At 72.7% G+C, this 13,091-nt stretch carries 11 protein-coding genes and 1 pseudogene; 7 read left to right on the top strand and 5 right to left on the bottom strand.

Translation table 11 applies throughout. The features are described 5' to 3' along the window. Positions 1-112: 112 nt before the first annotated feature. The 4 genes from ACFV9M_RS28890 to ACFV9M_RS28875 all read right to left on the bottom strand — a co-directional run bounded on the left by ACFV9M_RS28890 (position 113) and on the right by ACFV9M_RS28875 (position 3,852). Positions 113-841 carry a DUF2993 domain-containing protein gene (locus ACFV9M_RS28890; protein ID WP_385070308.1) on the bottom strand — a complete coding sequence of 243 codons (729 nt, stop codon included), beginning with the start codon at positions 839-841 and terminating at the stop codon, positions 113-115. A gap of 193 nt (positions 842-1,034) precedes the next feature. Continuing rightward, on the bottom strand, positions 1,035-2,426 hold the full coding sequence (locus tag ACFV9M_RS28885; RefSeq protein WP_385070379.1) for a hypothetical protein: 1,392 nt from the start codon (positions 2,424-2,426) through the stop codon (positions 1,035-1,037). A 290-nt stretch (positions 2,427-2,716) separates the two neighbouring features. After that, a complete protein-coding gene (locus tag ACFV9M_RS28880) occupies positions 2,717-2,971 on the bottom strand; it encodes a MoaD/ThiS family protein (protein WP_385070311.1) in 255 nt (84 codons plus the stop codon). A 41-nt stretch (positions 2,972-3,012) separates the two neighbouring features. Continuing rightward, positions 3,013-3,852 (bottom strand): alpha/beta hydrolase, encoded by an 840-nt coding sequence (locus ACFV9M_RS28875; protein WP_385070314.1) that lies wholly within the window; start codon positions 3,850-3,852, stop codon positions 3,013-3,015. Between the two features lie 170 nt (positions 3,853-4,022). Here ACFV9M_RS28875 and ACFV9M_RS28870 point away from each other — a divergent pair, with 170 nt between their 5' ends. The 7 genes and pseudogenes from ACFV9M_RS28870 to ACFV9M_RS28840 all read left to right on the top strand — a co-directional run. Then, positions 4,023-4,802, top strand: a complete 780-nt coding sequence (locus ACFV9M_RS28870) for a winged-helix domain-containing protein (protein ID WP_385070316.1) — start codon at positions 4,023-4,025, stop codon at positions 4,800-4,802. Positions 4,803-4,907: 105 nt separating this feature from the next. Beyond that, the gene (locus ACFV9M_RS28865; RefSeq protein ID WP_385070318.1) at positions 4,908-5,930 is read left to right on the top strand and encodes a LacI family DNA-binding transcriptional regulator; all 1,023 of its coding nucleotides are present in this window, start codon (positions 4,908-4,910) and stop codon (positions 5,928-5,930) included. Between the two features lie 271 nt (positions 5,931-6,201). Next, positions 6,202-7,314 (top strand): S1C family serine protease, encoded by a 1,113-nt coding sequence (locus tag ACFV9M_RS28860; RefSeq protein WP_385070320.1) that lies wholly within the window; start codon positions 6,202-6,204, stop codon positions 7,312-7,314. A 30-nt stretch (positions 7,315-7,344) separates the two neighbouring features. Further along, positions 7,345-7,536: a hypothetical protein gene (locus ACFV9M_RS28855; protein WP_385070322.1), complete on the top strand. Its 192-nt coding sequence runs from the start codon at positions 7,345-7,347 to the stop codon at positions 7,534-7,536. Positions 7,537-7,600: 64 nt separating this feature from the next. Then, positions 7,601-8,335, top strand: a complete 735-nt coding sequence (locus ACFV9M_RS28850; protein WP_385070325.1) for a response regulator transcription factor — start codon at positions 7,601-7,603, stop codon at positions 8,333-8,335. Next, on the top strand, positions 8,332-9,789 hold the full coding sequence (locus ACFV9M_RS28845) for a sensor histidine kinase (protein ID WP_385070328.1): 1,458 nt from the start codon (positions 8,332-8,334) through the stop codon (positions 9,787-9,789). The genes ACFV9M_RS28850 and ACFV9M_RS28845 overlap by 4 nt, the downstream gene beginning before the upstream one ends. 368 nt (positions 9,790-10,157) lie before the next feature. After that, positions 10,158-11,156: pseudogene (locus ACFV9M_RS28840) on the top strand (pectinesterase family protein); the annotation flags it as partial. 125 nt (positions 11,157-11,281) lie between these two features. Here the strand turns inward: ACFV9M_RS28840 and ACFV9M_RS28835 are convergent. Further along, positions 11,282-13,066, bottom strand: coding sequence for an ABC transporter ATP-binding protein (locus tag ACFV9M_RS28835; protein WP_385070330.1), 1,785 nt, complete (start codon positions 13,064-13,066; stop codon positions 11,282-11,284). Between the last annotated feature and the right edge of the window lie 25 nt (positions 13,067-13,091).

The raw sequence follows: 13,091 nt of genomic DNA, 5'->3' as shown, positions 1-13,091 counted from the left end.
AGGTCGCCGCGGGCACGCCGAAGGGGCGCGCCCACCGTCACATCTGCGGTACGGACGCAGGCGTCTCGCCCTTCGGACGAAGGTCGCCCGGCGGGGGGACCGAAGGCCAGTCCTACCCGGCCAGCCGGACGTCGGAACCCTTCACCGAGATCTGCACGCCGTTCGCTCCCGCCTCGACCGTGTCGAGCTGGATGCCGCCGGGCAGGTCGTCGATCTTCTGCTCGAAGTCGGTGATGGAACGGACCTCGTTCTCGGCGGTCTGCACACCCCCGAAGCTGGGCAGCGAGTCGGCGTGGACGCGGACGGTGTCGCCCTCGACGGCGACCGAGCTGAGGAGGGGATAGTTCTTCTTCACACCCAGCGCGGTGACCTCGACATCGACCTCGATCTTGCCGTTGCCGCCGTCGGAGAGGCCGACGACCTGGGCCGTCACCCCGGGGAAGACCTGCGTCGCCTCGGGCTTCGCGGCCTTCAGCAGCTCGGCGTAGGTGAGGGAGGCCGTACCGGTGGCGGTGGCCGCGGTGGCGGAGCTGTAGTCGCCGGAGAACTCGACGCCCTTCATGTGCGCCTCGAGGTCGTCGATGCGGATCGTGCCGCCCTCGGTGCCCGCCGCCTCGTAGGTCGGGATGCCGACCTCCACGTCGTCCAGCTCGCCGCCGACGACCTGGGTGAGAAAGGGGAAGCCGTTGATGGACACGTCCGGGGTGGCCGCGAGGTTCTCGCTCGTCTTCAGCCTGTCCGCGACCTCGCCCTCCGCGAAGTTCACGGCGAGACGGTCGGCGAGCACGAAGAGGCCGCCGAGGACCACCACGAGGACCAGCAGTATTCGAAGCGCGCGCATTGCGGTCGTTCCCCCACCCGGATGGTCTGACAGTCGGTTCATGGACGAGTCACGGTAACCCCGCGCGGAAGGGGCGCCGCCGGATTGTCGATCAGCTGTGACAGACGGCCCGGCGGGTCGGCGGCGGATCGGCGGCGGATCGGCGGCGGGTCGGCGGCGGGTCAGGACGTCCCGGCCCGCCGCCGCCGACCGCTCAGCCCAGGACCCGGCCGAGGACGTAGACGGCCGGTGCCGCGGCCGCCAGCGGCAGGGCTACACCCGCCGTGAAGTGGACGAAGCGCGACGGGTAGTCGTAACCGGCGACGCGGTGGCCGATCAGGGCGCACACCGCCGCTCCCGCGCCGAGGAACGCGCCCTTCGCGCCCATATCCGTCATCCCTCCCACGGCGATGCCCGCGCCCGCGGCGGCGAGCAGCGAGACGACCACCGACGCCGGGGTCGGCAGGGGCAGCGCGCGCGCCAGGACGGCGACCGCGACCGCGGCGGCGCCGACCGTCACCGCGTCCGGGTCGGCCCCCAGGTGGCCGGTGGCCATGATGGCGAGCGCGGCCGAGGCGACCGTCGCCATCAGGCCGTACATCCGCTCGTCGGGGTCCGCGTGCGAGCGGAGCTGGAGGATCAGGCAGAGCAGGACCCAGACGCCGAGGGTGCCGAGGATGGCGGCGGGCGCGTGGGCGCGGCCCGCGACGAGGAGCGCCGCGTCGGCGACCAGCGCGCCCAGGAAGGCCAGGGCGATGCCCTGCCGGGCCGGCCACATGCCGTTCAGCCGGAACCAGCCCGCCGCCGTCACGGCCTGGAGGGCGACCAGCGGGACGAGCAGCGCGTACGTGCCGACGGCCGCGGTACCGGACAGCAGCAGGCCGAGGAGCGCGGTGAGCGCGGCCGGCTGCATACCGGGCTCGATGATCGGCGAGCGGCCCTCCAGACGGGCCCGCTGGGCGTCGGTGATGCGGGCGTTGCCGGCGAGGGTGGCGGGACCGTAGGAGGAGAGGTCGGCACGCTCGTCCTCCTGGTCCGTTCGGGGTTCGGGGGTGGCGGCGGGGGCCGCGGAGGCGGCAGGGGCCGCGGAGGGGACGGGGGCCGCGGAGGCGGCAGGGGCCGCGGAGGGGACGGGGGCCGCGGAGGCGGCAGGGGCCGTGGAGGGGACGGGGGCCGCGGAGGGGACGGGGGTGGCGGAGGGGACGGGGGTGGCGGACGCGGAGGCATAGGTGCCGGGCGCGGAGGCATACGACGCCTGCTGCCGTCCGTCCGACGTCTGCTGCCCGCCGTACGAGTCCTGCCGCCCGCCGTACGACGCCTGTGCCCCGCCGTACGAGTCCTGCCGCCCGCCGTACGACGCCTGTGCCCCGCCGTACGAGTCCTGTCGCCCGCCGTACGACGCCTGTGCCCCGCCGTACGAGTGCTGCTGACGTCCGTCCGGCGCCTGCTGCCGTCCATACGGCTGCTGCTGTCCGTGAGGCGGTGCCTGCTGTCCGTACGGCGTCTGCTGCCAGGCCTGGGGCGGCGCCTGCGCCGCGGCCGGACCGGCCGGGGGCGGGCTCTGCGGGCCGCCGTACGACGGGGCCTCGCCGGTCTGCGGCGGCAGGTAGGCCGTCTCGGCCGCGTCCACGGCGGCGACCGGCGGCTGGAGGCCGGTCTCCCAGGTCTGGCCCTGCCACTGCTGGGTGTGCTGGAGCCGGTCCTGCGGGTCCTCGTACTCGGACCGGTGCTGCCCGGGCCACGCCTGCGGCTGCTGCGACTGCTGCGGCTGGTGCGGCTGGTGCGGCTGGTGCGGCTGGTGCGACTGCGGCTGCTGCGTCGGCTGCTGGTGCTGTGGCTGCGGCTGGTAGGGGTCGTAGCCCTCGTACCCCTGCCCGTACGGCTGGTCGGTCATCGTCACCCTCCTGCGAACGGCGGGAGCACCTCGACCGTGCCGCCGTCGGCCAGCCGTACCGTCTCATGTGCGCGGGTGCCCACGGGGTCGCCGTCGACGAGGAACGAGCATCGCAGCAGGACACGCACGAGTTCACCGGGGTGCCGCCCGCGGGCGGCCTCGAGCGCCTCGGCGAGCGTGGCCGCGTCGTACGGCTCCTCGGCGACTCCCGCCGCGGCCTTGGCGGCCGCCCAGTAGCGCACCGTGCCCTTTGCCATCTCGTTCCTCAGTCAGTCCATCGACGGTCAACAGGGTCAGGCTAGCCCGCCCGGGAGACCGCCCAGTCCCCGATGCGGGCCAGCAGGCCGTCGCCGGCGGCGTGCTCGGCGTGGCCCATGCCGGGCTCCAGCCAGAGTTCCCCGTGGTCACCGGCGGCCTCGGCCAGCATCCGGGGGTGGTCGACGGGGAAGTAGCCGTCCCGGTCGCCGTGGACGATCAGCAGCGGTGTGGGCGCGATCCGCGGGACGGCCTCCGTCGGGGACAGCGGTACGGGGTCCCAGTCCCGGTGGTGGATGCGGGTGCGGAAGCCGTAGCGGCCGACCAGGCGGCCCTCGGGGCGGGTGACCATCCAGTGCAGGCGGCGCATGGGGGCCGTGCCCCGGTAGTACCAGCGGGCGGGCGCGCTGACCGACACCACCGCGTCGACCGTGCCCGTGTGCAGTGCCGCGTGCCGCAACACCACCGAGCCGCCCATGGAGAAGCCGACGGTCACCACGCGCGCGTGCCCGAGCGAACGCGCCCACTCCACGGCGGCCGCCAGGTCGAGGACCTCGCGGTCGCCCACCGTGGAGCGTCCGCCGGAGCGGCCGTGGCCCCGGAAGGAGAAGGTGACGACGGCTCCGTGGCGGCGGAACACGGAGGCGACCCGGCGCACGTGCGGGCGGTCCACGTCGCCGGTGAAGCCGTGGGCCACGACGAACACCGGGTGACCGGCGGATGGCGTGGAGGCGTCGTATACGACGGCACCCGGGTCGTATACGGAATCGATGGACAGGCCGTCGGCCGTGTACAGAAACGTCCGCAATGGTGCGTGTCTGCTCGTCTCGGAGTGCGGACGACCGGCGGAACGCGCCACATGACCTGCCCGGCTGTTGCTCATGTGGGCTATTCTGCTGGGCAGAGGACTCGGGCAGCGTAGCCCCCGGGTCCTTTTGTGCTTTCGGAAGCGTTGTATACGAAGCGGGAAACCGCAGGTGTACGGGGCCCCGGGATCGCAGAGCAGTGCCGCACCGCACACGTCCTCGCAGGGACCGAGGAGGAACCAGACGTATGAGTTCTCTGCTGCTCCTGACCAACGCCCTCCAGCCGTCGACGGAGGTGCTCCCCGCGCTCGGCCTTCTGCTGCACAACGTGCGGGTGGCTCCGGCGGAGGGCCCCGCCCTCGTCGACACCCCGGGCGCCGACGTCATCCTGATCGACGGGCGCCGCGACCTGCCACAGGTGCGCAGCCTGTGCCAGCTGCTGCGCTCCACCGGGCCCGGCTGTCCGCTCATCCTCGTGGTGACCGAGGGCGGTCTCGCCGCCGTCACCGCCGACTGGGGCATCGACGACGTGCTCCTCGACACCGCCGGTCCGGCGGAGGTCGAGGCACGGCTGCGACTGGCCATGGGCCGCCAGCAGATCGTCAACGACGACTCCCCCATGGAGATCCGCAACGGCGACCTCTCCGTCGACGAGGCCACCTACTCCGCCAAGCTCAAGGGCCGCGTCCTCGACCTCACCTTCAAGGAGTTCGAGCTCCTGAAGTACCTCGCGCAGCACCCGGGCCGCGTCTTCACGCGCGCGCAGCTGCTCCAGGAGGTCTGGGGCTACGACTACTTCGGCGGCACCCGGACGGTCGACGTCCACGTACGACGCCTGCGCGCCAAGCTCGGCCCCGAGCACGAGTCGCTGATCGGAACCGTCCGGAACGTCGGTTATCGATTCGTTACTCCCGAGAAGATCGACCGTGCCGCCGAGGACGCCAAGGGCAAGGCGGACCGGTCAAAGGTGGACGACGCGGACAACGCGGCCTCCGTGGGCGCGGAAGAGGTCGCGGCGGAGGCGTAGCGCCGCCCGGGCCGGGTGCCTCTCCCGCGGGCCGGGGCGGGCTCCGGCACGGGGAGGGTGCTCCATGCCCTGCCCGTGGCAGGTCCATCCGCGTAGACTCCGCGCGTGGCCAAGGTAACCAGGGATGACGTGGCGCGACTGGCGGGGACGTCCACTGCCGTCGTCAGCTATGTCATCAACAACGGACCCCGGCCGGTCGCCCCGGCCACGCGCGAGCGTGTCCTCGCCGCCATCAAGGAGCTGGGGTACCGGCCCGACCGGGTCGCGCAGGCGATGGCGTCCCGGCGCACCGACCTCATAGGCCTGATCATCCCGGACGCCCGCCAGCCCTTCTTCGGGGAGATGGCGCACGCGGTCGAACAGGCCGCCTCCGAGCGCGGGAAGATGGTCCTCGTCGGCAACACCGACTACGTCGCCGAACGCGAGGTCCACTATCTGCGCGCCTTCCTCGGAATGCGCGTCTCCGGGCTGATCCTCGTCAGCCACGCGCTCAACGACCTGGCGGCCGCCGAGATCGACGCCTGGGACGCCCGGGTCGTCCTGCTGCACGAGCGGCCCGAGGCCATCGACGACGTCGCCGTCGTCACCGACGACCTGGGCGGCGCCCAGCTCGCCGTACGGCACCTGCTGGAACACGGCTACGCGTACGTCGCCTGCATGGGCGGCACCGCCGAGACGCCCTCCGTCGGCGACCCCGTCTCCGACCACGTCGAGGGCTGGCGCCGGGCCATGGACGAGGCCGGGATCAGCACCGAGGGGCGGCTCTTCGAGGCGCCGTACAACCGCTACGACGCCTACCGGATCGCCCTGGAGCTGCTGTCGGGGCCGGACCGGCCGCCCGCGATCTTCTGCTCCACCGACGACCAGGCCATCGGCCTGCTGCGGGCCGCCCGCGAGCTGCGCATCGACGTCCCCGGCGAGCTGGGCGTGGCCGGCTTCGACGACATCAAGGAGGCGGCGCTCGCCGATCCGCCCCTGACCACCGTCGCCTCGGACCGCTCGGCGATGGCCCGCGCCGCGGTGGACCTCGTCCTGGACGACGGGCTGCGGGTCGCGGGATCGCGCCGCGAGCGGCTGAAGGTGTTCCCGTCGCGGCTGGTGGTGCGGCGGTCCTGCGGCTGCTCCTGACCGGGGTCAGAGGGTTCCGGGGGGTTCCGGGGGTTCCGGGGGTTCCTGGGGTTCCGGGGGGTTCATGGGGTTCCGGGGGTTCCGGGGGTTCCGGGGGTTCCGGGGGTTCCGGGCGTTCCGGGCGTTCAGAGGGTTCAGAGGGTTCATGAGGGCTTTCTGAGAGGCGGGGCGCCCCTTCCCGCGGCCCCTTTACATCGGGCGAAGGAGCTTCTGCCGGGCTTCTCAGGGAGCGCTCAGGGAGCTCTCATCGTCAGGCGACAAGCTCATTGTCATGACCGAGAGCATCCGCCGCGACGGCGAGTACGAGACCGCGTACCAGAACCCCTACCAGGGCGCCCAGCCGCACGCCTCCGTCCCCGTCGACCCGGAGTGGCCGCCCCCGCCGGCCCACCAGCCCGCGCAGGGCACCGACAGCGGCGGCACCGCTCTCCTCACCCACACCGCCCCCGCCGCCGCCGCCACCGCCGCCGTCCCCCCGGCTGCCGAGACCGCCGCCCGGAAGAAGCGCAACCGGGGCCCGATCGCGCTGCTCGCCGCCGTGGCGATCGTCGCCGCGGCCATCGGCGGCGGCACCGCGTACGGCATCCAGGAGCTGACCGGCAAGAACGAGGTGGTCTCGTCCTCCACGACCACCAGCGTCGTCCCGTCCAGCAGGACGGGTGACGTGGCCTCCATCGCCGCGGCGGTCAGCCCGAGCGTCGTCGAGGTCAACGCCACCCTCAGCAGCGGCACCTCCACCGGCTCCGGCGTGATCATCACCAGCGACGGCGAGATCGTCACCAACAACCACGTGATCTCCGGCGCCTCCTCGATCAAGGTGAAGACCAGCGACGGCAAGGAGTACACCGCGCAGGTCGTCGGCACCGACAGCGCCAAGGACCTCGCCCTGATCAAGCTGGAGAACGCCTCCGGTCTGAAGGCGGCGACCCTCGGCGACTCCGACGGCGTCCAGGTCGGTGACACGGTCGTCGCGATCGGCTCCCCCGAGGGCCTCACCGGCACCGTCACCAGCGGAATCGTCTCCGCCCTCGACCGTGACGTCACCGTCTCGACCGACGAGAGCCAGGGTCAGCAGCAACAGCAGCAGGGCGGTGGCTGGCCGTTCGAGTTCGGCGGACAGCAGTTCAACGGCGACACCGGCTCGTCGACCACGACCTACAAGGCGCTCCAGACGGACGCCTCCCTCAACCCCGGCAACTCCGGCGGCGCGCTGATCGACGCGAGCGGCAACATCATCGGCATCAACTCCGCGATGTACTCCGCCGCCGACGCCACCTCCTCCGCCGAGGCCGGCAGCGTGGGCCTCGGCTTCGCCATCCCGATCAACACCGTCAAGTCCGACCTGGCCACGCTGCGGGCCGGCGGCTCCGACAGCAACAGCTGACCCGTCCGTCCCACGCCCAGGGAGCACGTCATGATCAAGCAGGTTCCGCACACGGTGACCGGCGTCGGCCCGGCCGACCTCGCTCTGGCCCTCGGCGTGGCGTACGAGCTGCACCCGCCCGTGCGGTGGGCCCCGCGGGCCCCCGAGGTGGCGTCGGCCGCAGCCGGGACGGCCGCGGGGCGGCGGTCCACGGCCCGCCGCCGCAGGACCGCCCGCGCCTGAGCACCTTTAGGCTGAATGAGTTCGTTCAGCCCCGACGCCCCACCGCACCGAGGAAACCACGCCCATGAGCCCCGCCGAAGGCGACCGTGACCCCCAGCGCATCCTGATCGTCGACGACGAGCCGGCCGTGCGCGAAGCCCTCCAGCGCAGCCTCGCCTTCGAGGGCTACGACACGGAGGTCGCCGTCGACGGCGCGGACGCCCTGGAGAAGGCCACGGCATACCGCCCCGACCTGGTGATCCTCGACATCCAGATGCCCCGCATGGACGGTCTGACCGCCGCCCGCCGCATCCGCGGCGCCGGCGACACCACCCCGATCCTCATGCTCACCGCCCGCGACACGGTCGGCGACCGGGTCACCGGCCTCGACGCGGGCGCCGACGACTACCTGGTCAAGCCCTTCGAGCTCGACGAGCTCTTCGCCCGCGTCCGCGCCCTGCTGCGCCGCAGCTCCTACGCGGCGGCGCAGACGGAGGACGTCCACGAGGACGAGGCCCTCACCTTCGCCGACCTGCGCATGGACCTCGCCACGCGCGAGGTCACGCGGGGGGCACGGCCGGTGGAGCTGACCCGCACGGAGTTCACCCTCCTGGAGATGTTCATGGCGCACCCGCGCCAGGTCCTCACCCGGGAGCAGATCCTCAAGGCGGTCTGGGGCTTCGACTTCGAGCCGTCGTCCAACTCCCTCGACGTGTACGTGATGTACCTGCGCCGCAAGACCGAGGCGGGCGGCGAGCCGCGGCTCGTGCACACCGTGCGGGGCGTCGGGTACGTGTTGCGCCAGGGCGGGGCGGAGTGAACGGGCTCGTCCGCCGGTTCCGGACGCTGCCGATCCGGGCGCGGCTGTCGATGCTGGTCGCGGCGGCGGTGGCGTTCGCGGTGGCGGCGGTGTCGGTGACGTGCTGGTTCATCGTGCAGGGGAAACTGTACGAGCAGGTCGACGACGACCTGCGGCAGGCGAGGATGAAGGGGCCCGAGCAGCTCGCCCAGGTCACGGCCGCGGTCAACAACTGCACGCAGACGCCGACGCAGGGCGACGCCCCCTTCCGGAACAACCTCTACTCGCAGGTGGTCACGGCGGACGGGACGGCCTGCGTCATCGACGACTCCCTGGGCCTGGTCAAGGTCACCCAGGCCGACAAGAACGTGATCAAGAACGCCAGCTCCGGTGAGGGCGTCATCCGCAACGGCACCGACGAGGACGGCAACGCGGTACGCGTGCTGACCATGCCCCTGCCGCTGGAGAACACCAGCACGGGAGCCCACTCCTACGCCGCCCTCACGGTCGCCGTGTCCCTCAAGGGCACCCAGTCCACCCTCAACGACCTCGCCCTCATCCTCCTCCTCGTCTCCGGCATCGGAGTCGTCGGCGCAGGTGCCGCCGGTCTCGCCGTCGCGCGGGCCGGTCTGCGCCCCGTCGACAAGCTCACCGAGGCCGTCGAGCACGTGGCGCGGACCGAGGACCTGGGCGTCCGCATCCCGGTGGAGGACGACAGCGACGACGAGGTGGCCCGGCTCTCCCGGTCCTTCAACTCGATGACCTCCTCCCTGGCCAACTCCCGCGAGCTGCAGCAGCAGCTCATCGCGGACGCCGGGCACGAACTGCGCACCCCCCTGACCTCGCTGCGCACGAACATCGAACTGCTCACCCGCAGCGAGGAGACCGGCCGTCCGATCCCCGCCGCGGACCGCAAGGCGCTGCTCGCGTCGGTGAAGGCGCAGATGACGGAACTGGCGTCGCTCATCGGCGACCTCCAGGAGCTGTCCCGCTCGGAGGGCCAGCACGGTGAGCGCGTCCAGGTGGTCTCGCTGGAGGACACCGTGGAGACCGCCCTGCGCCGGGCGCGGCTGCGCGGGCCCGAGCTGTCCATCACGGCCACGCTCGAACCCTGGTACACCCGGGCGGAGCCGGCCGCGCTGGAGCGCGCGGTGGTCAACATCCTGGACAACGCGGTGAAGTTCAGCCCGGAGGGCGGCACGGTCGAGGTGCGGCTCAGCGAGGGTGTCCTGACCGTGCGGGACCACGGCCCCGGCATTCCCGAGGACGAACTCCCGCACGTCTTCGACCGGTTCTGGCGCTCCCCGAGCGCCCGTGCCCTGCCGGGATCGGGGCTGGGCCTGTCGATCGTCGCCCGCACCGTCCAGCAGGCGGGCGGCGCGGTGGCCCTGGCCCGCGCGGAGAGCGGCGGCACGGTGGCCACCGTACGGCTGCCGGGGGCGCCGACCCCGCCGCCGGAGATCCCGGCCGTCTGATCCCGACCGTCTGATCCCCGACCCTCCCGCTCCGTGACTCACCCTGCCTCGGCAACCTTTCCGTTCCCTGCCTCGGCAACCTTTCCGTTCCCTGCCTCGGCAACCTTTCCGTTCCCTGCCTCGGCAACCTTTCCGTTCCGCGCGGCGACCCCTCAGCGGTCTCATTCCCCCCGCACGGAACGGAAGGTCCCATGAGGACACATCGCGTCACCGCCGGCGGAACGCCCCGCCACCGCCGGCGCAGAAGGGCGTTCACGGTCGGTGTGCCGCTGGCCCTGACCGCGGCCTGCGCGCTCGCGTACGGCACGGTGTCCGGGCTCGGTGCCCCGCGGACCGCGTCCGCTGCCACCGCCGCCACGACCGCCGCCACGACCGCCGCCACGACCGCCGCCGCGACCGCCGCCGCGGCGACCACGCTCACCGTCGCTCAGGACGGCACCGGGCAGTACCGGACCGTTCAGGCCGCCGTGGACGCCGTGCCCGCCGGCAACGCCTCCCGGGTGGTCGTCTCGATCGCGCCGGGCACGTACCGCGAGACGGTCAAGGTGCCGTCGAACAAGCCGCACGTCACCCTCCAGGGCAGCGGCGGCAGCCGCAAGGACACGGTGATCGTCTACGGCAACGCGGCCGGCACGCAGAAGCCCGACGGCTCGGGCACGTACGGCACCTCGGGCAGCGCCACCGTCGCCGTCGAGGCCGACGACTTCCAGGCCCGCAACCTGTCGATCGCGAACGACTTCGACGAGGGCGCCAACCAGTCGCTCTCCGGCCACCAGGCCGTCGCCCTGCGCACCGCCGCCGACCAGGTGTTCCTGGACGGGGTCATCGTCAGCGGCGACCAGGACACCCTGCTGCTGGACACCGCGGCCAAGGACCGGCTGGGCCGGGTGTACATGACCAACTCCTACGTCATCGGGAACGTCGACTTCGTCTTCGGCCGGGCCACGGCGGTGATCGACCGTTCGGTGATCACGTTGAAGAAGCGCTGGGACGGCTCCTCGGCCGGTTACATCACCGCACCGAGCACCGCGGCCGACCGCAAGGGCTTTCTCATCAGCCGCTCGACCGTGAACGGCGACGTCTCCTCCGCCTCCTTCTACCTGGGCCGGCCCTGGCACGCCGGCGGGGACGCCACCCTGGATCCGCAGACCACGGTCCGCGACACGGTTCTCAGCGCCGCGGTCAAGGCGGCGCCCTGGACCGACATGAGCGGGTTCTCCTGGAAGGACGACCGGTTCGCCGAGTACAAGAACACCGGCGCCGGAGCGGGTGGCGCGAGCGGTGACCGGCCCCAGCTGACCGACGCCCAGGCCGCCGACCAGGAGGTCGCGGACTGGCTGGGCGGCTGGACGCCCACGGCGTCCTGACCCTCGGTCCGGACGGCCGGCGGGGGCTCGGCACGACTTCAGCCGGACCGTACCGGTCCGGCTGAAGGTGGTGGAGGGGGGAGGGGGAGGCCCGGTGCGGCGCCGACCGCGTCCGGGCCCGCCTCTCATCTCCGCAGCATCAAGGTGTCGTCGGACAGGGCGCCGACCGGTGCCGGCGCCGTCGGCCAGGGGGTGGCCAGCCTCGCGTAGGAGGGGCACCGCGCCATCAGCTCGTCGTGCGTGCCGGCGTCCAGCAGCCGGCCGTCGTCGACGACGAGCACGCGGTCGGCGTCCGGGGCGAGGCTGAGATCGTGGGTGATCATGATCGTCGTACGGCCGGACATCAGACGGCGCAGGGGCTGGACGACCTGGCGGGCGGCGACCGAGTCGAGGCCGGCGGTCGGTTCGTCGAGGACGAGGACGGCGGCCTCGCGGAGCATCGCGCGGGCGATGGCGATGCGCTGGAGCTGGCCGCCGGAGAGGGCGGCGGTGCCGGGGGCGATGGGGGTGTCGTAGCCCTCGGGAAGCGCGGCGATGAAGTCGTGCGCCGCCGCCGACCTCGCCGCCTGTTCGATCTCCCGGTCCGTGGCACCCGGCCGGCCGCACCCGATGTTCTCGCGGATCGTGCCGTTGAGGACGAGGGTCTGCTGCGGGAGCAGGGCGACGTTCTCCCGGAGGAACTCCAGCGGAACGTCCGTCAGCGGGACGCCGTCCAGGGAGATGACGCCGGTGCCGGGGTCGTAGAAGCGGGTGAGGAGCTTGGCGAGGGTCGACTTGCCGGCGCCGCTCGGGCCCGTGACGAGGAGCAGTTCGCCCGGCCCCGCAGTGAAGGTCAGACCGCGCGTGGAGTCCTTCGCCGCCCCGGGGTAGCGGAAGGTGACGTCGTGGAAGGCGACCCAGCCGCGTACCGGCCAGGGGGCGACCGGGTTCTCGGGGTCCCGCACGGCCGGCTCGGCCTCCATGATCTCGCCGATGCGTTCCGCGCCTGCCGTGGCCGCGGTGACCGTCAGGCCCAGCTGGCCGAGGTCGCGGACGGGCGGGTAGAGGTAGCCGATGAAGGCGGCGAAGGCGAGCAGGTCGCCCAGTGACATACGGTCCGCGGAGATCTCCCAGACGCCGAGGCCGATCACCGCCAGCACGCACAGCGTCTCGACGACCTCGACGAACTGCTCGTACATCTCGCTCAGCCGCGCCCCGCGTACGCTCGCCCGCATCCACGCGCGGGCCTCCTTGTCGAGGCGCCGCTCCTCGTCCCGGCGCCGGTTGTACGCCTGGGTGAGGACGATGTTGCCGAGGGACTCCTCCACCACCGAGGTGATCGCGCCGTCCGCGACCCGCTCGTCCTGCGAGGCCTGCTTGATGCGGCCGGAGAAGCGGCGGGCGGCGAGGAGGAAGAGGGGCGCGAGGACGAAGGTGGCCAGGGCCAGGTCCCAGCGGAGGTAGAGGGCGGCCGCGGCGTAGAACACCGCGGAGAAGGCGGCGGAGACCGTGCCGACGACGCCCGACACGACCATCTGCTCGATGGCCTCGACGTCACCGGTGAGGCGTTCCACCAGGTCGCCCTGGCGGTGCCGCTGGAAGAAGTGGGGCGGCAGGTCCTGCACGTGGCCGAAGACGCCCGCGCGCAGCCGGAGCACGAATCTCTCCGCCGTCCAGGTCGCGAGCGAATTGCCGAGGTAGCCGACGAGCGCGCCGAGCACGGCGACGCCCAGCCAGGCGCCGGCCGGTCCCCAGAACGCGGAGAGCGAGCCCGCCTCCAGGGCGTTGTCGGTCAGTTCGGCGAACAGCAGGATGGACGCCGTCTCGGCGAGCGCGGAGACCACCACGCACGCGACGATCACCAGCATCCACTTGCGGTCGCCGCGGGTCAGCGGCCAGAAGCGGCGGAAGGCCTCCCGGGCCTCTCTCATCTCAGCGACTCCCTCGTTCGAGCAC

The sequence above is a fragment of the Streptomyces sp. NPDC059895 genome (assembly GCF_042731035.1).
Taxonomy (GTDB): Bacteria; Actinomycetota; Actinomycetes; order Streptomycetales; family Streptomycetaceae; genus Streptomyces.
Note: the sequence above shows the minus strand (reverse complement) of the source record. Positions and strands in the feature narration are given on the sequence as shown.

What these genes read in the sequence shown, in the direction of transcription:
- ACFV9M_RS28835 (WP_385070330.1), bottom strand. Translation starts at nt 13,066, where the DNA reads ATGAGAGAGGCCCGGGAGGCCTTCCGCCGCTTCTGGCCGCTGACCCGC.
- ACFV9M_RS28860 (WP_385070320.1), top strand. Translation starts at nt 6,202, where the DNA reads ATGACCGAGAGCATCCGCCGCGACGGCGAGTACGAGACCGCGTACCAG.
- ACFV9M_RS28870 (WP_385070316.1), top strand. Translation starts at nt 4,023, where the DNA reads ATGAGTTCTCTGCTGCTCCTGACCAACGCCCTCCAGCCGTCGACGGAG.
- ACFV9M_RS28855 (WP_385070322.1), top strand. Translation starts at nt 7,345, where the DNA reads ATGATCAAGCAGGTTCCGCACACGGTGACCGGCGTCGGCCCGGCCGAC.
- ACFV9M_RS28890 (WP_385070308.1), bottom strand. Translation starts at nt 841, where the DNA reads ATGCGCGCGCTTCGAATACTGCTGGTCCTCGTGGTGGTCCTCGGCGGC.
- ACFV9M_RS28850 (WP_385070325.1), top strand. Translation starts at nt 7,601, where the DNA reads ATGAGCCCCGCCGAAGGCGACCGTGACCCCCAGCGCATCCTGATCGTC.
- ACFV9M_RS28880 (WP_385070311.1), bottom strand. Translation starts at nt 2,971, where the DNA reads ATGGCAAAGGGCACGGTGCGCTACTGGGCGGCCGCCAAGGCCGCGGCG.
- ACFV9M_RS28875 (WP_385070314.1), bottom strand. Translation starts at nt 3,852, where the DNA reads ATGAGCAACAGCCGGGCAGGTCATGTGGCGCGTTCCGCCGGTCGTCCG.